Here is an 18,977-nt window from a genome sequence, read left to right as displayed (position 1 = left end):
AGCGGACGACCACAGGTTTCGTGGGAACCGTCTCTTGTGGAGGCGGTTCCTACGGACCCCGAACGGGTATCACCTGAAAGAACGGGGAACGTCAAGAAAACCGACCGGAAAACAGCACAGTGGCACTCGGAGGAGGCGAGTTACGTGACTCTCGCGGAGAGCCGGACGACCGACAGGTATCCCACTCGCGTCGCAGGTGAGGCGGCGCTGCTCGAGCGGACCGATCCCACCGTCTGGGGCGGTGAGCAGGACGGCCCGATGGACGCGGCCGCCCTGGCTTCGCACGACGCGAAGGGGTACTCGATCATCGAGGGACTCCTGTCCCCTGCCGAGGTGCAGGGGTACTGGCAGGAACTCGTACGGCTCTCGTCGGATGAGGAACTCAAGGCCGACGAGCGTGTCGTCACCGAGAAGGAGTCCGGCGACGTCCGGTCGATCTTCGAGGTGCACAAGATCAGCGAGCTGATCGGTGAACTGGCGCGGGATCCTCGGATCCTCGATCGGGCCCAGCAGATTCTGGGGTCCGATGTGTACATTCATCAGAGCCGCGTCAACTACATGCCCGGGTTCAAGGGCAACGGCTTCTACTGGCACTCGGATTTCGAGACCTGGCACGCCGAGGACGGCATGCCGAGGCCGCGCGCGGTGAGTTGCTCGATCGCGCTCACCGACAACTACCCGTTCAACGGCGGGTTGATGGTGATGCCGGGATCGCAGCGCACGTTCGTCCAGTGTGTCGGCGAGACCCCCGAGAACCACTACAAGGCCTCGCTGAAGGAACAGGAGATCGGCGTCCCGAGCGAGAACGACATCACGAAGCTCGCCGCCGAACACGGCATCGACCAGTTCACGGGGCCCGCGGGCTCGGCGCTGTTCTTCGACTCCAACATCATGCACGGGTCGGGCAACAACATCACGCCGTACCCGAGGTCGAACATTTTCCTGGTCTTCAACAGCGTGGAGAACACGTTGGTGGAGCCCTTCGCCGCGAAGAGCCCGCGGCCGACGTTCATCGGTGCGAGGGACTTCACGCCGCTGACCCGCTGATCGCGCAAGCGCGGGTCCCTCGAGAGATCACGTGGAGACGGACGGCGTCGGGGTGGAGCGTAGTCGCCCCGATGCGGTCTGTTACCGTAGCGGCACCTCAGCGGCGCGGCTGGTGAGGTGATCGCCGCCACGACATCGGGCGTGACTCCTTGCTCGGGGTGAGTCCGGCGTGTGTGTGCGACGGTGTGGATGTGCGTGGGTACGGCCCCGCGCCGCCAGGTTCGGGACTGGCGGCACGGGGCCGTATTCGTGTCCGGATTCAGCGCGAGCTGTTCGGCCGTCGAGGGTTCGACTCGTTCGGGATCTGCCGACCGACGGCTGACCGCGCGCTGTCAGTCGAACAGGCTCGTCTCCGAACGGATCTCCAGGAGCTCGTACACGGGCCGGCCGCGGCGGCCGTCGATGGTCGTCGTGCGCACGACGCGGAGCCGCGCCGTGACCGGCCGGTCGAGGTTCTCCTTGATCTTGTCGAGCAGGTCCGGGGCGACGGCTCCCTGGATGGTGGAGCCCGTGTCGCGTTCCAGGTAGAAGATCCGCCTACGCGTGCGCACGCCGTCGAGCCTGCCCGTCACCGTCTCGTACCCGACGTCCTCGCGTGACTCGCGCAGGCTGCTCTGCAGCACGCGCGCCTGCTCGGTGGTCATGCTGCGCGCGACGTCCTCGCCCGTCGTGGGCGTGAGCGACAGCGCGATGCTGGACGTGCGCATGACCGCGTTCACGACGTCGCTGACGGCGTTGCGGACGGTGTCGCGCTGGAGCAGCACCGCGTCGAGTGCGCCGTCGTCGGAGCCGTTCACCGGCAGGAAGTCGCACAGCTCCTTCACCGCGCGCTCGGAGAGCGTCTCGATGCCGTCGGAGATCAGCGCACCCGGAACGGACGTCTCGGGGAAGCCGAAGAACATCGCGTTGCCCGCCTGGCCCCGCTGGATGAGGGGCGCCTTCTCGCGGTCGGACGGCTGCACCGACGTGATCTCGGTCTGCGGGTTGCGCACGATGTGGCCGATCTTGGCCGTGGCGTCCTGCAGCGCGCGGCTGAGGTCGGACGACGTGTAGGCGTCGAGGTGCGACGAGCCGAGCACCGAGACACGCAGCAGCGGCGACCGGGACGTGCGCTCGAACTTCGCGTGGGCCGCGAGCGCCGAGGCCCTCGCGAGGTCGTCGAGCCACGTGCCGCCGGGGACGTTCTCGGCGAGCTGCCGGAAGTTCACCACACCACCTCCGGGAAACCCTTCACCGTGCCCGGCACGGGACCGTGCGACCACACCGACTCCCAGACGTCCTCGTCACCGGGGTGGCACAGGAACCCGTCGACGAGGCCGCTGACCGGCTGCACCTGCTCCAGGTACATCGCGGGCTGTTCGGCGATCACGCCCCGCAGCGTGAACATGCCGTAGAACGTCGAGCGGGCGTGGCCGTCGAGTCGTTTGAGCGCGCCCCACTCGTCGGGCAGCAGCACCACGTCGACGTCGCGGGGAATCTCGGCCGAACGCACGGTGAGACCGCCGCCGATCCAGGCGCGGCCGGACGGGATCAGCCTGCACACCACGCCCAGGTACCCGCTCAGGGCACTGAAGAGGATTTCGCGCTCGTTGCGGTACGGGGCGTCCCACACCAGCCGTTCGTAGATGTCGGAGAGGTCGGACTGGTGCCGCCCGGGCGGGAGAACGTTCTCCGACGTCCAGTGCGGAAGCGGCATGCACGATCCTTCGGGCGACGAACGTGAACCGGGGGAATCAATCGGCAACCTATCAGCCCGTGCCGTCAGCCCTGAGGCCGCGGGCGGTTCTCCTCGGCGATCGCGATGTCACGTTCGTCGGGCCAGTCGTTGCGTTCGCGCCACTCGGACGGCGTGAGCGGCAGGACACCGTGCAGCCGTCCTTCGGCCGGGGCGTCCTCGGTCCCGTACGGCGGGCGCCGAGCCCCGTGCGCGGGGTCGTGGTCCGGGTCCACGCGGCGCATCAGCGTGGTGCGCTCGGTGTCGGACAACGGCGGTGCCGTGGGGCCGGTCGCCCGGTCGCCGTCCGCGGTCGTCCGGCGACGCATCGCGTAGTACGTCGCCCCGGCCAGGGCGAGGCCCAGCACGAACGCGGCGAACAACCACAACCAGATCTCACCGAACAACCACAGCATGGGCCGCCTCCTGCCAGTTCACCCTCGGCGCCGGGCGGCTATCGCACGGTGATCTCCACCCTCCGGTCGATCGCGGACGTGCCGAGTCTCGACAGCGGGCGGGTGTCGCCGTATCCGACGGAGGTGACCTGCTGGGGCGGTATGCCGTGGTTCACCAGTTCCTCCGCCACGGCCGCTGCGCGTGCGTGCGACAGCTCCTCGGCGCCTTCCCGGTCAGAGCCGAGTACCCGCGCGACGTGCCCGCCTACCTCGAACCGCCAATCCGGGGGAGCATCCGTCAGCACGGAGGCCACCTCGGCCACGGCGTCCTCACCGGCTCGGGTCAGCGCGGCCGAATCCGGCCGGAAGGTGATGGGGTGCTCGGCCAGGACGTCGTCGACGGCCCGTTGCAACAGCGCCTTCGCGGCTCTGTGCGCCTCGGCGACCAGACCGCGCTCCGCCTGGGCCGGAGACGCCGTGGCGACCTCGGAGACGTCCACCGACCGCACGCCGTCGACGGTGGCCACGACGGCGCTCGCGAGCAGCGCCTCCCGAGGCGTGCGGGCTCGCACGTCCGCGTCCCGTCCGGAGAAGCTCACGACGTCGGTGGGCAAGCCTGCCTCCGCCAGGGCCTGCCGTGACCGCTCGGCGAGGTCGGCCTCGATGCCGTCCGCCTCGACGAGGGTCGCCAGGAGCGCGAGGACACCGCTGAGTAGCACCGCCGAGGCGGCGAGCACAGCCAGAACGCGCTTGGCGGGCATAGTGCGACTGTAGGTCCGATTCGTCACCCGCCGCCAAGACGGTGATCGGCCGGCCCGGGGTGGGCTCAGGCGGAGCGGGACTGCTGCCGGGGAACGGGCCGCTCGGCGAGCAGGGTGGCCGTGGTGGCCTGGGACGTGACCAGGGGAGCGAGTTGGGGCCGCTTGGGCAGGATGCCGTCACCCATCGACTCACCGCGCAGCTGCCTGCGAATCCACGGGAGCAGGTGCGTCTTGGTCCATTCCAGGTCCGAGCGACGCAGGGTCAGCCAGTTGGCGGGCTCGGCGTTCTCGGGCCACGGCTCGCGCCAGTCGCTCTCGGTGGGCACTCCCAGCACCTCGGCCGCGCGCAGCGCGATACGCCGGTGCCCCTCGGGCGTGAAGTGCAGACGGTCGTCGCTCCACGCGCGCGCGTCGTGCAGCACGTTCATGGCCCACAGGTCGACGACCTTCGCGCCGTGGCGATCGGCGATGGCCCACAGGTGGGCGTTGTAGATGCCGACCTTGCTGCGCAGGATGCTCATCACGGACATCCGCTTCGTGTCGGGACCGGTGAAGATCAACACCTCGATGCCCGCCTCGCGCAGCCTCGCGATGCCCTGCTCGAACTGCGCGGCGACCTCGTCCACGTCGGCGCCGGGGACGATGATGTCGTTGCCGCCCGCGCACACGGTGACCAGGTCGGGGCGGATGTCGAGCGCGACCGGGAGCTGCTCCTCCATGATCTCGGCGAGCATCTTGCCGCGGATGGCGAGGTTCGCGTAGCGGAAGTCGTCGCGCCCGTCTGCGAGGATCTCGGCCAGCCGATCGGCCCACCCCCGGAACGAGCCGTCGGGGAGCGTGTCGTTGAGGCCCTCGGTGAAGCTGTCCCCGATCGCCACGTAGCTGTCGAAATGGGTCACCAACGTCTCCTCCCAGTAAAGCCCCAGTGAAAATCCCGCAGACAACCGGAAAGGATGCCCCTCTGCAGGCCGCTTACGCCACCGTCGGTTGAACTGCAACCCCCAGTTTCGTCTGTCCGGGGGCCGTTTTCCTGCGCTTTTCGGGGTGTGTGGCAAACGTCTCGTGTTCCCGCGGTCTCCCGGCGGCATGGAGCCGAACGCGGGTGGGGCACGCTGGAGGCGTGAATGACGCCTCTCCGAACGGCGCGCGCCGCGAGTCGCTCGCCAGCCTGCTCGGGGGCCGGAAAGGGGCCCTCGACGCGAGTCTGCCGCCGGTCGCGTTCGCGGTGGGGTGGCTGGTCGGAGGGTCGTCCATCGGCTGGGGCGCGGCGGCGGCGCTGGCCGTGAGCCTCGTCGTCGGGGTCGTCCGGATGACGCGTGGCGACCGGCCCGGGGCCGTGCTCGTGAGTCTCGCCGCGGTGGTCGTGGCCGCGCTGATCGCCCTGTACACGGGGAGGGCGGTCGACTTCTTCCTCCCGCAGTTGCTCTCCAACGTCGCGAGCGCGCTCGCGTGGACGATCAGCATCGTCATTCGGTGGCCGCTGCTCGGTGTGGTGCTCGGCTTCGTTCTGGGGCAGCGAACGCGGTGGCGTTCCGACACCGCGCTCGTGCGCGCCTACGCCAGGGCCAGCTGGGTGTGGGTCGCCCAGTACGTCGTGCGGGTGGCGGTGTTCGGCGCGCTGTGGGCGGCCGGTGACGTCGTGGCCCTGAGCGTGGCCCGCGTGGTGCTGTCGTGGCCGCTGGTGCTCGCGACGCTCGTGGTGAGCGGCTGGGTGCTGTACCGGTGCCTGCCGGACGACCACCCGGGGCTGCGGCATCCCACCGAACACGCCGAGTCCGGCGCGTCCGACGAGCGTGGTTGACCCTCAGGGCAGAGGAGCGGCCCCCGGCGAGGGGGAGGTCCGGGGGCCTCCTTCCACCGTACCCGTTTCCGGGCGCGGGATCTCGGGGCCGAACGCGTCGAGTGCGGCGAGCCAGGCCGCTCCCAACACGCCGTTGTCGCTGCCCAGCACGGGTGCGTCCGTCGCGGCGCGGAGCGCGGCACGCACGCGTTCACCCACCGGGCTCGTCGGCCCGAGGACACTGCCCACGAGCACCACGGGGGTCGTTTCGCCGTCGTCGCGGGCGGCCAGCGCCGTGTCGGTGAGCAGGGCCGCGGCCTGGTCGACGATCGCGACGGCCGCGGCGTCGCCGTCGGCGTGCGCGGAGCTCACCAGCGGCGCGTACCGGGCCACGTGGACCGGCGATTCGGCATTGACGGCGGTGATCAACCGGAACGCGGCGTCGGGAGCCTGCGGGTCGATCCCAGCCTGGTGCAACACCGCGTCGGCCAGCCGCGTCGGCGGGTGGTTGCCGCTCAGGACGTCGAGCGTGATCCGCACGGCCTGCCTGCCGAGCCAGAACCCCGAGCCCTCGTCGCCGAGGAGCCAGCCGTAGCCGCCGACCGTGCCGACCATCTCGCGGTCGCGGATCCGGCCCGCGACGGAGCCCGTGCCCGCCACGAGCACGGTGCCGTGGGGTTCCGCGGTCGCCGACACGAACGCGGCCACCGCGTCGGACACCAGCGTCGGACGCCGCACGTGCACGAAGCCGAGGGTGTCCCACTCCCGTTCGAACACGGCGGCGATGTGGGGATCGGTGAGCTTGCTGCGACCGGCCATGCCGATCACCCACGCGCGCACGTCCGCCGGGTCGGACCCGGCCATCGCGGTGGTGATCGCCTCGGTCATCGCCCGGGCGGCCGACTCGGGCGGGTGCGAGTTCGGGTTCGCCCCTCCGCCGGTACCGGTACCGACCACGCGTCCTTCGGCGTCGACGACCCAGGCGCGCGTGGAGGTGCCGCCCGCGTCCACCCCTACGGCGAGGCTCATCGGGTTCTCGTCACCTTGCGCAGGCCGCGCGGGGCGTCCGGGTCGAGCCCGCGCGCGAGCGCGAGTCCCAGTGCCAGGCGCTGGATGGGCAGGACCTCCAGGATGGGTGCGACCTCTTCGGCGGACTCGGCGACGGGCACGGTCAGCGCCGCGGACGGCACCGAGTGTGCGGCCGAGCCGACGCACAGCAGGTCGGCTCCGCTACGGGTGACCGTGTCGAACACGTCGAGCATCGCCGCGCCGCCGTGGCCCGCGCCCGCGATGCCGAGTACGGCGGTTCCGGCGTCGACGGCGGCGACGGGGCCGTGCAGGAGGTCCGCGCCGCTGTAGGCGCGGGTGGGAAGGTAGGTCGTCTCGGACAGCTTCAGCGAGGCTTCCAGCGCGGTCGCGTAGGAGTAGCCGCGCGCGGTGGTCAGGATGCGCTCGGCGAAGCGGTACCGGCCGATAGCCCGCTCGACGTGCTCCTCGGAGTCGTCGAGGGTGCGGGTGGCCAGCTCGCCGATGTCGGCGACGTCCTTCGCGTCGCCCCCGCGAATGGCGTCCACCAGCAGGTACAGCGCCATCAGCGTCGCGGAGTAGGTCTTGGTGGCAGCCACGGCCTGTTCCGTGCCCGCGCGGATGTCCACCGCGAGCTCGGCCGCCTCGGTCAGCGGTGACGACGGCGTGTTGGTGACGGCCACGGTCAGCGCCCCGCGCGCGCGGGCGGCCTGCGTGACTTCGAGCAGGTCGAAGGAACCGCCGCTCTGGCTCACCGAGATCAGCAGGACATCGGCGAGGTCCTGTTCGGCCTGGTAGAGGGTGGTCGTCGACGGCGACACGAGGCCCGCGGGCAGGCCCAGCAGCACCTCGACGAGGTACTTCGCGTAGAGGGCGGCGTGGTCGCTGGAGCCCCTGGCCGCCAGGAGAACGAAGCGGGGCGGGGTCTGCGCGATCCGTGTGGCGACCGCGGTGATGTCGAAACGTGCCTGGACCAGGCCTGCGAGGACGTCCGGTTGCTCGGCTACCTCGGCGGCCATGTGCCTGCCGGGTTCGGTGTCGTTCACGGTCGTCACCCTTGCTTTCACCCTAGCCGGCTCACCTGCGACGCACTCCAGGTCTCGATCACCGGTCTAGACCAATACTGAGCACGTTCAACGTACTATCCGGAGGGTACGTTCCAGGGTGAGGGGGGTAGGTGTCTTAGTGAGGGAGTCGGCAATGGTGGAGACGCTTTCCGGCACGCGAGCACAGCGGGAGCCGAAGTACTGGGCGCTCAAACAACACCTGCTCGACCTGTTGGAGTCCCTGCCCGCCGGAGCGGCCATCCCGACGGAACGTGCCCTGGCGACGGAGTTCACCGTCTCCAGGACCACGGTTCGCCAGGCGCTCGCCGATCTGACGGCGGAGGGCCGGTTGCACCGGGTGCAGGGCAAGGGAACGTTCGCCGCGGAACCGAAGCTGGCCCAGCGGTTGGAGTTGTCCTCCTACACCGAGGACATCCGGGCGCAGGGCCGGGAGCCGTCGTCGCGGGTGTTGGAGATCGACGAGATCCACGCCGAGGGTGACCTGCCCAGGTTGCTCGGCATCCGGACCGGAGCGAAGGTGTTGCTGCTGCGCAGGTTGCGGCTCGCGGACGGCGAACCGATGGCACTGGAGACGACCCACCTGCCGTCGTCCCGGTTCCGCGGTCTGCGTCGGCACGTCGCCTCCGGCGGCTCGTTGTACGAGGCGTTGCGCGACCGCTACGGCGTGGAACTGGAGCGCGCGGAGGAGACCATCGAGACGTCGCTCGCGGGCCCGCAGGAGGCGGACCTGCTCGGCGCCGAGATCGGCATGCCGGTGTTGTTGCTGTCGCGGCAGACCTTCGCCTCCGACGGCAAGCCGGTCGAGTACGTGCGCTCGATCTACCGCGGTGACCGCTACAAGTTCGTCACGACCTTGACCCGTCCGTGACCGGTCCGTCGCCGTTCGAATCCACTGTGGACGCGCAGTTGCGCCGCGGTGTCGCCGTGTGACGTAATTGTCCTCACGTCGGGCAACGCCGGGAGCACCTCGAACGATGAATTCGTTGGAGGGGTTGTGGGGAGTCCGAGCGGATCGAGGGGCATGAAGGACGACAGGACGAAGGTCGAGAACACCGATTCGCAGCAGTCCGAGAAGTCGGAGAAGTCGGGGCTTTCGCCCGTGCAGGTCGCCGCGGCCGCGCTCGCGGCGGTGACCGCGGCGTTCCTGTGTTCGACGCTGGGCGTGTACGGCACGGTCGTCGGTGCCGGGCTGCTCAGTGTCGTGACCACCGTCGGCAGCGAGCTGTTCATGCGCTCGCTGGAGCGCACCAAGAACGCGGCTCGGGTCGTGGCGGGGCGGCGGAAGCGGGAGGCCGCCCACCAGGACCTGGACCGGACCGTGTACCTCCCGGCGGTCACGCAGCAGCGGTGGGACGAACACGCGGCGGCGATGGAGCGGACCCGGGTGCTGGCCTCGCCCGGCCCGGTCGAGAACTCGCGGGCCCGCCGGCAGTGGTGGCGCCGCAGGGGACCGGTGCTGGCGGCCACGAGCGCGTTGGCGTTCGTCATCGGCATGCTCGTCGTCACCGGCTACGAGGGCGTGACCGGCAAGGCGTTGTCGGGCGACGGTTCCACGACGGTGAGCAGCATCGTGCGTGGCGACGGCCAGGTCGGCGGCGACCGGACGCCGCCGGAGGTGAATGACCCGGACGGCGAGCGCGAGGACACCGACGGCTCCACCTCGACGTCGGTGCCCGAGGAGGAGCCGGACGAGCGCCGAGGCGGCGGAGCCGTCGAGGAGACACCGAGCGAGACGCCGCGGGAGAACGAGCCGTCGCAGCCCGCCCAGCCGTCGCAGCCGACGCAGCCGAGCGAGACCACGTCGGTGCCGCAGGAGCCGAGCGACCAGCAGCCCGCCCCGACGACGGAGGCGCAGGAGGAGCGGGCGCCGTCGGACCGCGAGAACTGAGCGGTCAGCCCGCTCGCGTGAGGCCCTCGCGCAGGGCGCGCGCCGCCGCGGTGGGGTCGTCGGCCTCGGTGATGGCCCGCACCACCACCGCGCGGCGCGCTCCCGCGGCCACCACGTCGTCGAGCCGGTCGAGGTCGATGCCACCGATGGCGAACCACGGCCGCGTGGTGCCGAGCCCCGGATCGATCTCCGTGGCCACGGTGCGCACGAGGTCCAGGCCGGGGGCCGCCCTGCCCGGTTTCGTGGGCGTGGGCCAGCACGGTCCGACGCAGAAGTAGTCCACACCCGGTTCCGTCGCGGCCGCCCGGGCCTGGGCGGGCGAGTGGGTGGACCGGCCGATCACGGGTGCGTCGCCGACGATGCGGCGGGCCGTCGCGACGGGCAGGTCGTCTTGGCCAAGGTGCAGGACGTCGGCGTCGACGGCCAGGGCGACGTCGGCGCGGTCGTTGACGGCCAGCAGCGCCCCGTGCCGGGCGCAGGCCTCGGCGAGCACCTCCAGCGCCGCGATCTCGTGGGCCGCCTCCAGGGGCGCGCCGCCGGTCTTGTCGCGCAGCTGCACGATGTCCACTCCACCGGCCAGCGCCGCGTCGACGAACTCCGCGAGGTCGCCGCGCTCGGAACGCGCGTCCGTGCAGAGGTAGAGTCGCGCGTCGTCGAGGCGCTTCCTGATCTGATCACCGTCGAGGCCTGGCATGCCCGCCACCGTAGTACGGGTGTACGGCGAGTGCGGGGTAGGCTTGGGGCCGTCCGCACGGGAGCCCCGCCGGGGCTGAGAGGGAGCGAGAGCTCCGACCGTGGAACCTGATCCGGGTCATGCCGGCGCAGGGAGCGTGATCTGTGGTGAGTCAAGACCTCGGAGTCGTCGGGGCCGGCGTCATCGGCCTCGCCGTGGCGTGGAAGGCTGCTCGCGCAGGCCACCGCGTCACCGTGTTCGATCCCAGCCCCGCGCGCGGAGGCGCGTCGTGGGTCGCGGGCGGGATGCTCGCGCCCGTCGCGGAGGCCTGGCCGGGTGAGGAGGCCGCGCTCGCGCTGGGGGAGGAGTCACTGCGCCGCTGGCCTGCGTTCGCCGACGAGCTCCGGGCACAGGGGTTCGACTGCGGGTTGTCGGCCCACGGCACTCTCGTCGCCGCCTTCGACCACGCCGACGCGGAGTACCTCGACGTCCTCGCCCGCTACCTCGCCGGCATCGGCCGGGAGGCCACGCGCGTCACCGGCCGAGAGTTGCGCCGTGAGGAGCCCGGGCTCGGTTCGGTGCGGTCGGGCCTGCTCGTGCCGAGCGACGTGTTCGTGGACAACCGCCGACTGCTGGAGTCGCTGCTGGCCGCGGCCCGGCAGTGCGGGGCGGAGTTCGTCGCCGAGAACGCCGAGAGCCTCAGCGGCGACAGCGTCACGACGGCGTCCGGGGTACGGCACTTCGACACGGTGGTGCTCTGCGCGGGCGCCCACAGCGGTCGGCTGCACTCCGACCTCGCGCAGGCCGTGCGCCCGCTGAAGGGCGAGATCCTGCGGCTGCGGGCGCGCCGGGGAACGTTGCCGCCGCCTCGCCACACCGTCCGCGCGGTGGTCGAGGGCCGCCCGGTGTATCTGGTGCCGCGGGACGACGGCTCCCTGGTGCTCGGCGCGACACAGTACGAGGCCGGGTTCGACACGGGGGTGCGGGCACGCGGGGTCCGCGAGCTGATCGAGGCGGCCGAGCGGATCTTCCCGGCCGTCACCGAGTACGAGCTGACCGAGACCGCGGCCGGGCTCCGCGCGGGCAGCGACGACACGGTGCCCTATCTCGGGCCGCTCTCCGACGGCGTCTACGCGGCGACGGGCCACCACCGCAACGGCCTGCTGCTCGCGCCGGTGACCGCCGACGCCGTGCTGGCGTGGCTGGCGGGACGGCCCGGACCGGAGGGCACGGAGCAGGCACGACCGGATCGGAACACGAGTGAGGAGCGCACTGATGCGGGTGTTGGTCAACGGTGAGAACCACGAGCTGCCCGAGGGCAGCACCGTCGCCGACGTGCTGGACACCGCTGTGGAGAACTCCACGGGAGTCGCCGTCGCGGTGAACGGCGAGGTGGTCCGGCGCGGCGACTGGGCCGACGTCGTGGTGGGCGACGGCGCCGTGGTGGAGGTCCTGACCGCAGTGCAGGGAGGCTGACATGGAGTCCGACCTCGACCCCGCACCGGGCACACCGAGTGACGACGGCGACCAGCTCGTCGTCAACGACCACAAACTCACCTCCCGGCTGCTGATCGGCACCGGCGGGGCGAGCAACCTGAGCGTCCTGGAGCGGGCGCTCGTCGCCTCGGGGACACAGCTCACGACCGTCGCCATGCGGCGCGCCGACGCCGAGGGCGGATCCGGCGTGCTGGAGCTGCTGCGCCGGTTGGGCATCGAGCTGCTGCCCAACACGGCGGGCTGCCGCACGGCGGCGGAAGCGGTGCTCACCGCCCAGCTGGCGCGGGAGGCCCTCGGCACCGACCTCGTGAAGCTGGAGGTCCACGCCGACGACCGCACGCTGCTGCCCGATCCCGTCGAGACCCTCGACGCCGCCGAACGTCTGGTGGCCGACGGGTTCAGCGTCCTGGCCTACACCAACGACGACCCGGTGCTCGCCCTGCGGTTGGAGGAAGCGGGCTGCGCCGCCGTGATGCCGCTCGGCTCGCCCATCGGCACCGGACTCGGCATCCGCAACCCGCACAACATCGAACTGATCGTGGCCAGGGCGGGGGTTCCGATCATCCTCGACGCGGGGATCGGCACGGCCTCCGACGCGGCTCTGGCGATGGAGCTCGGCTGCGACGGTGTGCTGTTGTCGACGGCGGTGACGAGGGCCCAGGACCCGGAGCGGATGGCGCGGGCCATGCGCTCGGCCGTCATCGCGGGCAGGCTCGCGCGGCAGGCCGGCCGTATCCCGAAGCGGTTCTGGGCACAGGCGTCGAGCCCACCGCGCTGAAGGGCCGTACACGGCCGTGCGTAGGGCCCGTAAGGTGTTCGACGTTTACGGGCCAGGCGCGAATGAAGGAGCTCCCCAGTGACAGAGTCGACCGAGCCGTCGACCGAGTCTTCCGAGTCGTCGTCCGACGTCCCCGGCAGACTGTTCCTCATCATCGGACGGCTGTCGCGGACGTTGCGCCAGGCGAGCGCGCCGGGGCCGGGGCACGGGGCGATCTCGGCCATGTCCACGCTCGGCGCCTGCGGCCGGATGCGGTTGGGTGACCTCGCGGCGAAGGAAGGGGTCGCCGCGGCCACGATGTCGCGCATCGTGTCGGCCCTCGTCGACAGCGGCTACGTGCGCCGCGAGTCCGACCCGGCCGACCGGAGGGCCTGGCTGGTGGAGCTCTCCGCCGACGGTGAACGGCTGCTGGCCGACGTGCGCGCGACCCGCGTGCACGAGCTGAGCGCGCGCATCGACCGCCTGTCGCCCGAACACCGGTCGGCGCTCATGGCGGCCGTTCCCGCGTTGGAGGCGTTGCTCGGCGACGAGGAACGCTCGCGCGCCTGACCGCCGCTCAGTCCTCCGGCTCCTCGGCCACCCGCCAGAACGCCGACACGGGGCCCACCTTGGCGCCCATCGGATACGAGTGGCGCACGGCGTTCGACACGTACCACTTCCCGAAGCGGGCGGCGTCCTGCACGCTCATCCCGCGCGCGAGCCCCGAGGTCAGGGCCGAGGCCATCGCATCGCCCGCGCCGTGCGTGTGCGGCGTGTCGTGGCGGGGGCCCGGGAGTTCGGTGAAGACCGTGCCGTCGAAGAGCAGGTCCACGCACTCGGGGTCGTCGGTGAGGTGCCCGGACTTCACGAGCACGTACGTCGGTCCGAGTTCGCGCAGCGCCACGGCCGCGTCGCGCATCTGCGACCGGCGCGTCACCTCGATGCCGGTCAGCAGGCGCACCTCGTCGAGATTCGGGGTGAGGATCGTCGCCATCGGGAGCAGGAACCTCCGCAGGGCGTCGAGCCCGGCGTGGTCGAACAGCGGGTGCCCGTGCATGGACGCGGCGACGGGGTCCACGACGAACGGGATGCCCGCCGCGCCACCGATGCCCGCGCGCTCGCACGCCTCGGCGACCGCCTCGATGATCCCGGCCGAGGCGAGCATCCCGGTCTTGGCCGCGTCGACCCCCATGTCGGCGGCGACGGCCTCGATCTGACCCGCGACGATGTGCGGCGGGATGTCCGAGCGGTCGTGCACCCCGAGCGTGTTCTGCACGGTGACCGCCGTGACCGCCACCAGTCCGTGCACGCCGCAGGTGAGGAACGTCCGCAGATCGGCCTCGAGTCCTGCGGCGCCACCGGAGTCGGAGCCGGCGATGGTCAGCGCGGAGGGGGGTCGCGTGTCGCTCATCCCTCCAGTGTCACCGACCGGCCGACGCGCCTTCGGGCCGGGCGGCGCGTTGTGCGCTGACGTACCGGCCATTCGCCGGCTCCGACGGCGTCAGCGGTCCTGTGAGCGGTCCTGCACGGACTCGGGCCGCAGCCGCCAGAACGGCGACACCGGTCCGACCCCCGCACCGAGGGCGTACGACTCGGCCACGCACCGCTCGATGAACTTCTTGCCCGCCGCCACCGCGTCGGGCACGCCGAGCCCCTTCGCGAGATGCGCCGTGATGGCGGAGGCGAGGGTGTCGCCACCGCCGTGGGTGTGCGGGGTGTCGTAGCGAGGACCGTCGAACGTCACGATGTGCGTGCCGTCGAACAGCAGGTCCACGCAACGCGAGTCGCCGCTGAGATGCCCGCCCTTGACGAGCACCCACTGCGGGCCGAAGTCGAGCAGCGCCTCGGCGGCCTTGCGGCTGTCCTCCGCGTTGCGCACGTCGATACCCGTCAGGAGGCGCACCTCGTCGAGGTTGGGTGCCACCAGCGTCGCCTTCGGCAGCAGTTCCGTCCGGATCGCCTCCAGCGCCTCCGCACGCAGCAGCGGGTCGCCGTGCATGGACGCCGCGACCGGGTCCACCACGAACGGGATCCGCCGGTTGCGGCCGATGTCGGCCGCGTCCACCGCCGAGGCCACCGCCGAGATGATCTCCGCGGTGGCGAGCATGCCCGTCTTCGCCGCGTCGACGCCCATGTCGTTCGCCACCGCGTCGATCTGGGCCGTCACGACCTCGGGCGGGATCTCGGTGAAGCCGCTGACCCCCACCGAGTTCTGCACCGTGACCGCGGTGAGGGCCGTCAGCCCGTGCACGCCGCACGCGAAGAACGTCCGCAGGTCCGCCTGGATCCCCGCGCCCCCACCGGAGTCCGAACCCGCGATGGTGAGCGCCGTCCTCGGTGTCGCGGTCATCGCTCCACCACCGGCAGGTAGACCTGGGCGCCGCGGTCGGTGAACTCCTTGGCCTTCTCCCGCATCCCGGCGTCGATGGCCTCCACGCTGGTGAGGCCGTGCTCCTCGGCGTAGGCGCGCACGTCCTGCGTGATGCGCATCGAGCAGAACTTCGGCCCGCACATGGAACAGAAGTGCGCCGTCTTGGCCGGTTCCGCCGGGAGCGTCTCGTCGTGGAACGCGCGCGCGGTGTCCGGGTCGAGCGACAGGTTGAACTGGTCGTTCCAGCGGAACTCGAAACGCGCCTTCGACAACGCGTCGTCCCAGTCCTGCGCGTAGGGATGACCCTTCGCGAGGTCGGCCGCGTGTGCGGCGATCTTGTAGGTGATCACGCCGGTCTTCACGTCGTCCCGGTTCGGCAGGCCGAGGTGTTCCTTCGGCGTGACGTAGCAGAGCATGGCGGTGCCGTACCGGCCGATCTGCGCCGCACCGATCGCGGACGTGATGTGGTCGTAGGCGGGCGCGATGTCGGTGGCCAGCGGGCCGAGCGTGTAGAACGGCGCCTCGCCGCAGAGCTCCTCCTCCCGCTCGACGTTCTCCTTGATCTTGTGCATCGGCACGTGGCCGGGCCCCTCGACCATCACCTGCACGTCGCGCTCCCTGGCGATGCGGGTGAGTTCGCCCAGGGTCTCCAGCTCGGCGAACTGCGCCCGGTCGTTCGCGTCCGCGATGGAGCCGGGCCTCAGGCCGTCACCGAGGGAGAACGTGACGTCGTAGGCGCGCAGGATGTCGCACAACTCCTCGAAGTGCGTGTAGAGGAACGACTCCTTGTGGTGGGCGAGGCACCAGGCCGCCATGATGGAGCCGCCGCGCGACACGATGCCCGTGACCCGCCGGGCGGTCAGCGGCACGTAGCGCAGCAACACTCCCGCGTGGACGGTCACGTAGTCGACGCCCTGCTCGCACTGCTCGATCACGGTGTCGCGGTAGACCTCCCACGACAGCTTCGCCGGATCTCCGCCGACCTTCTCCAGTGCCTGGTAGATCGGCACGGTCCCCACGGGCACGGGGGAGTTGCGCAGGATCCACTCCCGCGTCTCGTGGATGCGTTTGCCCGTGGACAGGTCCATGACCGTGTCGGCGCCCCAGCGGGTCGCCCACACCATCTTCTCGACTTCCTCCTCCACCGACGACCACACGGCGGAGTTGCCCAGGTTGGCGTTGACCTTCACGAGGAAGTTCTTGCCGATGATCATCGGCTCGGTCTCGGGGTGGTTGCGGTTGGCGGGGATGACCGCCCGCCCGCGGGCCACCTCGGATCGGACGAACTCCGCGTCGACGCGTTCCCGCGCCGCCACGAACTCCATTTCCGGGGTCACGACCCCGGCCTTCGCCCAGCCCAGCTGGGTGTTGTGCTCCCGGCCTTCCCGCCAGGACTCGCGAGTCCTCGGCAGTCCCTTGTGGACGTCCACAGTGGCGTCCGGATCGGTGTACGGGCCGGAGGTGTCGTAGACGTCGAAGTGCTCGCCGTTCGACAACTCGATCCGCCGACTCGGTACCCGGAAACCCGAGGCCGTCACGGTGTAGTGCTTCCGGGACCCGGTGATGGGGCCGGTGGTGATGCTGGGTCGAACCTCGGCATGCTCCGCTGCCGTCATGACTCACTCCCTACGCCGGCATTACCCGGTCAGGTTCATGCGGTCGGCGGCGCCGGGTCCGTGAAGGGACACCAGCCGCCCTCTCAGCCCGCCAAGGCGCGAGCTCCCGCGAGGTGCTGCAGTTGTCCACCCGACCATGCCATGCGGGCGGTCGGGACTCAACCCACCAACTCGGTGGGTGTGGCGAAGACGTCGACCATGGCGCCGTTGCGCAGCACCGTCACCGGCAGCCGGGTGCCGATCACCTCGGCGAACAGTTGGCGCTGGATGCCCTGCGCGTCCGACACGGCTTCGCGCGCGACCGTGAGCACGAGATCGCCCGGGCGGATCCCGGCGCGGTGGGCGGGCCCTCCGCTGATCACCTCGACGATGCGCAGTCCCGACGACTGCCCGGTGCGCGCCGCCACGTCGTCCGGCAGCGGAGCGGGAACGCCGACGACACCGAGGTACGCGCGGCGCACCCGGCCCTCGACGAGCAGCGTCTCGATGATCCGGCGCGTGGTGGAGTTGACGGGCACCGCGAGGCCGAGTCCGAAGCCCGCGACCGCGGTGTTGATCCCGACGACCCGCCCCGAGGAATCGGCGAGCGCGCCACCGGAGTTGCCCGGATTGAGCGCGGCGTCGGTCTGGATGACGTCCTCGATCACGCGGGCGGCCGCTCCCTGCTGCACCGGGATCGCGCGCCCGAGCGCGCTCACCACGCCCGCGGTGACCGAACCGGAGAACCCGAGCGGGCTGCCCACGGCGACGACGAGTTGGCCGACCACGAGGTCGTCCGCGTCGCCGAAACCGGCGGCCGTGGGAGCGTCGCCGCGCACCCGGAGCACGGCCAGATCCGACAGCGGGTCGGCCCCGACCACGTCGAAGTCGGCCTCGCTGCCGTCGGTGAACGTCGCCGTGCCGTGCCGCCCGCGACCGACCACGTGGGCGTTGGTGAGGAGATATCCGTCGTCGGCGTACACCACCGCCGAACCACCGCCGCGCGCGAGCCGCACGCTCGCCACGTGCGGGGTCATCGAGCGCGCCACCGTGCTCACCACGCGCGAGTAGGCGTCGAGCGCCCGAGCGCCTTCGGTGTCGTGGATGTCGTGGAAGCCGTCGGTGTCGGACACGCTCGCCTCCTCCGGCCGGAGGGTGTCGTCAGGACCCGTCACGGGCCATTGTGCGCCCGGGCAGGTCGCGGACGGCCTCCGTTCGCCGTCGGCTGAAGGTTCGCGAGGAGGCATTCCGGTGAACTTCGCCCGCCGCGCCGTCTCCGACGCGCCCACCCGGGATACCGTTCGCTTCTCGTCGCCGCCGAGGGGGTCGCGGATGAGCTCGTCGATCGAGGACGCCCAGCGGATCCTCCGAGCCCTGTTCGTGCAGCGGCGAGCGATCCGCGACGTCGTCGACGACATCACGGGCACCCTCGGGGTCGAGCCGTTCGCCGGCGTGCTCACCGACCTCTTCGTCAACGTGGCCGGGCGGAAGTTCACCGGTCGCGAGTCGCTCGACGAGCTGACCGCCGCCCTGCGGGACCTCCAGCGCCGGTACGCGTACCTGCGCGACGTCGACGTGCCCGCCGCGGCCCGTCGGCTTCACGCGGGACTGCGCGGCAAGCCGCCGCCGGAGTCGTCGCGCTTCGACACCCTGCTCGACGCCGTCCTCCTGCTGACCCGCGCGATCGTCGACGACACCGGCCTCTCGGGCGACGACCTGGAGGTCTACCTGCTCGGCTCGATCGGCCCGTTCCTGTCGAGCTGACGCGCGAGGTCAGTCCTCGGCGCCCGGCAGCCAGCTCAAGCCCGGCACACCCCACTTGTTGGCCTTGAGCATCTTCTTCGCGGCGCGCGCGTGCCTGCCCACCAGCCGGTCGAGGTAGAGGTAGCCGTCGAGATGGTCCGTCTCGTGCTGCAGGCACCGCGCGAAGAAGCCGGTGCCCTCCACCTCGACGGGATTGCCCTCGACGTCGAAGCCCGTGACCTTCGCCCACGACGCGCGGCCCGTGGGGAACGACTCGCCGGGCACCGACAGGCAGCCCTCCCAGTCGTCGTCGGGGTCGGGCATCGTCTCGGGGATCTCGGACGTGGTGAGCGTCGGGTTCACGACGACGCCCTTGTGCCGGACACCCTCGTCGTCCGGGCAGTCGTACACGAAAACCCGCAGGTCCACGCCGATCTGGTTGGCCGCGAGCCCGACACCCTCGGCCGCGTACATGGTCTCGAACATGTCGTCGACGAGCGTGGCCAGCTCCTGGTCGAACTCGGAGACCTCGCGGGTGGGCTGGTGCAGAACGGGGTCGCCTGCGATGCAAATGGCGTGGATGGTCACGCCTCGTCATCTTAGCGGCGGGCGAGACCCTGACGCGCCGGGCGTGCTCCCCGTCGCTGACGGTCGTTCGTGATC

22 protein-coding genes and 1 riboswitch are annotated in these 18,977 nt (G+C 71.2%); of the genes, 9 read left to right on the top strand and 13 right to left on the bottom strand.

What is annotated here, in order from left to right; genetic code table 11:
• The first annotated feature begins 144 nt into the window (after positions 1–144).
• A complete protein-coding gene (gene thpD / locus SACAZDRAFT_RS10840) occupies positions 145–1,047 on the top strand; it encodes an ectoine hydroxylase (RefSeq protein ID WP_005441527.1) in 903 nt (300 codons plus the stop codon).
• 332 nt (positions 1,048–1,379) lie between these two features.
• On the opposite strand, the gene SACAZDRAFT_RS10835 is transcribed toward thpD, so the two are convergent.
• The 5 genes from SACAZDRAFT_RS10835 to SACAZDRAFT_RS10815 form a co-directional block, all read right to left on the bottom strand.
• Positions 1,380–2,258 carry a hypothetical protein gene (locus SACAZDRAFT_RS10835; RefSeq protein ID WP_005441526.1) on the bottom strand — a complete coding sequence of 293 codons (879 nt, stop codon included), beginning with the start codon at positions 2,256–2,258 and terminating at the stop codon, positions 1,380–1,382.
• Positions 2,252–2,743 carry a DUF6932 family protein gene (locus tag SACAZDRAFT_RS10830; RefSeq protein WP_005441525.1) on the bottom strand — a complete coding sequence of 164 codons (492 nt, stop codon included), beginning with the start codon at positions 2,741–2,743 and terminating at the stop codon, positions 2,252–2,254. Before SACAZDRAFT_RS10830 ends, SACAZDRAFT_RS10835 begins: the two co-directional genes overlap by 7 nt.
• Positions 2,744–2,808: 65 nt before the next feature.
• A complete protein-coding gene (locus tag SACAZDRAFT_RS10825; RefSeq protein ID WP_005441524.1) occupies positions 2,809–3,177 on the bottom strand; it encodes a hypothetical protein in 369 nt (122 codons plus the stop codon).
• A gap of 38 nt (positions 3,178–3,215) precedes the next feature.
• Positions 3,216–3,917, bottom strand: a complete 702-nt coding sequence (locus SACAZDRAFT_RS10820; protein ID WP_005441523.1) for an OmpA family protein — start codon at positions 3,915–3,917, stop codon at positions 3,216–3,218.
• A gap of 65 nt (positions 3,918–3,982) precedes the next feature.
• Positions 3,983–4,816: an SGNH/GDSL hydrolase family protein gene (locus tag SACAZDRAFT_RS10815; RefSeq protein WP_005441522.1), complete on the bottom strand. Its 834-nt coding sequence runs from the start codon at positions 4,814–4,816 to the stop codon at positions 3,983–3,985.
• A gap of 221 nt (positions 4,817–5,037) precedes the next feature.
• On the opposite strand from SACAZDRAFT_RS10815, the gene SACAZDRAFT_RS10810 reads away from it, so the two are divergent.
• A complete protein-coding gene (locus SACAZDRAFT_RS10810) occupies positions 5,038–5,718 on the top strand; it encodes a DUF3159 domain-containing protein (protein WP_040927738.1) in 681 nt (226 codons plus the stop codon).
• 3 nt (positions 5,719–5,721) lie between these two features.
• Here the strand turns inward: SACAZDRAFT_RS10810 and SACAZDRAFT_RS10805 are convergent, their stop codons facing one another.
• Positions 5,722–6,726: an N-acetylglucosamine kinase gene (locus SACAZDRAFT_RS10805; protein ID WP_005441518.1), complete on the bottom strand. Its 1,005-nt coding sequence runs from the start codon at positions 6,724–6,726 to the stop codon at positions 5,722–5,724.
• On the bottom strand, positions 6,723–7,742 hold the full coding sequence (locus SACAZDRAFT_RS10800) for an SIS domain-containing protein (RefSeq protein ID WP_176662503.1): 1,020 nt from the start codon (positions 7,740–7,742) through the stop codon (positions 6,723–6,725). Before SACAZDRAFT_RS10800 ends, SACAZDRAFT_RS10805 begins: the two co-directional genes overlap by 4 nt.
• Positions 7,743–7,923: 181 nt before the next feature.
• Here SACAZDRAFT_RS10800 and SACAZDRAFT_RS10795 point away from each other — a divergent pair, with 181 nt between their 5' ends.
• Both SACAZDRAFT_RS10795 and SACAZDRAFT_RS10790 read left to right on the top strand, forming a co-directional pair.
• A complete protein-coding gene (locus SACAZDRAFT_RS10795) occupies positions 7,924–8,658 on the top strand; it encodes a GntR family transcriptional regulator (protein ID WP_005441513.1) in 735 nt (244 codons plus the stop codon).
• Between the two features lie 153 nt (positions 8,659–8,811).
• On the top strand, positions 8,812–9,678 hold the full coding sequence (locus SACAZDRAFT_RS10790) for a prolipoprotein diacylglyceryl transferase (RefSeq protein ID WP_040927737.1): 867 nt from the start codon (positions 8,812–8,814) through the stop codon (positions 9,676–9,678).
• 4 nt (positions 9,679–9,682) lie between these two features.
• On the opposite strand, the gene thiE is transcribed toward SACAZDRAFT_RS10790, so the two are convergent.
• Positions 9,683–10,372 carry a thiamine phosphate synthase gene (gene thiE / locus SACAZDRAFT_RS10785; RefSeq protein WP_005441511.1) on the bottom strand — a complete coding sequence of 230 codons (690 nt, stop codon included), beginning with the start codon at positions 10,370–10,372 and terminating at the stop codon, positions 9,683–9,685.
• Positions 10,373–10,419: 47 nt separating this feature from the next.
• A riboswitch (TPP riboswitch) is annotated at positions 10,420–10,523 on the top strand.
• Between thiE and thiO the strand changes: the two genes are divergently transcribed.
• From thiO to SACAZDRAFT_RS10765, 4 genes are all read left to right on the top strand, one after another.
• Positions 10,516–11,649: a glycine oxidase ThiO gene (thiO, locus tag SACAZDRAFT_RS10780; protein ID WP_005441510.1), complete on the top strand. Its 1,134-nt coding sequence runs from the start codon at positions 10,516–10,518 to the stop codon at positions 11,647–11,649. It overlaps the preceding riboswitch by 8 nt.
• A complete protein-coding gene (gene thiS, locus SACAZDRAFT_RS10775; protein ID WP_005441509.1) occupies positions 11,627–11,827 on the top strand; it encodes a sulfur carrier protein ThiS in 201 nt (66 codons plus the stop codon). The genes thiO and thiS overlap by 23 nt, the downstream gene beginning before the upstream one ends.
• A 1-nt stretch (position 11,828) precedes the next feature.
• Positions 11,829–12,626: a thiazole synthase gene (gene thiG, locus SACAZDRAFT_RS10770; RefSeq protein WP_005441507.1), complete on the top strand. Its 798-nt coding sequence runs from the start codon at positions 11,829–11,831 to the stop codon at positions 12,624–12,626.
• 78 nt (positions 12,627–12,704) lie between these two features.
• Positions 12,705–13,175 (top strand): MarR family winged helix-turn-helix transcriptional regulator, encoded by a 471-nt coding sequence (locus SACAZDRAFT_RS10765; RefSeq protein ID WP_005441505.1) that lies wholly within the window; start codon positions 12,705–12,707, stop codon positions 13,173–13,175.
• Positions 13,176–13,182: 7 nt separating this feature from the next.
• Here the strand turns inward: SACAZDRAFT_RS10765 and thiD (SACAZDRAFT_RS10760) are convergent, their stop codons facing one another.
• The 4 genes from thiD (SACAZDRAFT_RS10760) to SACAZDRAFT_RS10745 all read right to left on the bottom strand — a co-directional run bounded on the left by thiD (SACAZDRAFT_RS10760) (position 13,183) and on the right by SACAZDRAFT_RS10745 (position 17,608).
• Complete coding sequence (thiD, locus tag SACAZDRAFT_RS10760; RefSeq protein WP_040927736.1) at positions 13,183–14,016, bottom strand: bifunctional hydroxymethylpyrimidine kinase/phosphomethylpyrimidine kinase; 834 nt, start codon at positions 14,014–14,016, stop codon at positions 13,183–13,185.
• Between the two features lie 90 nt (positions 14,017–14,106).
• On the bottom strand, positions 14,107–14,955 hold the full coding sequence (gene thiD, locus SACAZDRAFT_RS10755; protein ID WP_005441501.1) for a bifunctional hydroxymethylpyrimidine kinase/phosphomethylpyrimidine kinase: 849 nt from the start codon (positions 14,953–14,955) through the stop codon (positions 14,107–14,109).
• Positions 14,952–16,592 (bottom strand): phosphomethylpyrimidine synthase ThiC, encoded by a 1,641-nt coding sequence (gene thiC / locus SACAZDRAFT_RS10750; protein WP_005441500.1) that lies wholly within the window; start codon positions 16,590–16,592, stop codon positions 14,952–14,954. The genes thiD (SACAZDRAFT_RS10755) and thiC overlap by 4 nt, the downstream gene beginning before the upstream one ends.
• Before the next feature lie 158 nt (positions 16,593–16,750).
• Positions 16,751–17,608: a S1C family serine protease gene (locus tag SACAZDRAFT_RS10745; protein WP_050983508.1), complete on the bottom strand. Its 858-nt coding sequence runs from the start codon at positions 17,606–17,608 to the stop codon at positions 16,751–16,753.
• A 295-nt stretch (positions 17,609–17,903) separates the two neighbouring features.
• Here SACAZDRAFT_RS10745 and SACAZDRAFT_RS10740 point away from each other — a divergent pair, with 295 nt between their 5' ends.
• Entirely contained in the window at positions 17,904–18,335 is a 432-nt protein-coding gene (locus tag SACAZDRAFT_RS10740; protein WP_232286257.1) for a hypothetical protein, read from the top strand.
• Between the two features lie 9 nt (positions 18,336–18,344).
• Here SACAZDRAFT_RS10740 and SACAZDRAFT_RS10735 read toward each other — a convergent pair whose 3' ends face one another.
• Positions 18,345–18,902: a peptide deformylase gene (locus tag SACAZDRAFT_RS10735; RefSeq protein WP_005441497.1), complete on the bottom strand. Its 558-nt coding sequence runs from the start codon at positions 18,900–18,902 to the stop codon at positions 18,345–18,347.
• Between the last annotated feature and the right edge of the window lie 75 nt (positions 18,903–18,977).

It is taken from the genome of Saccharomonospora azurea NA-128, assembly GCF_000231055.2.
In the GTDB taxonomy this organism is placed as follows: Bacteria; Actinomycetota; Actinomycetes; order Mycobacteriales; family Pseudonocardiaceae; genus Saccharomonospora; species Saccharomonospora azurea.
This window is presented reverse-complemented; position numbering and strand designations above follow the sequence as displayed.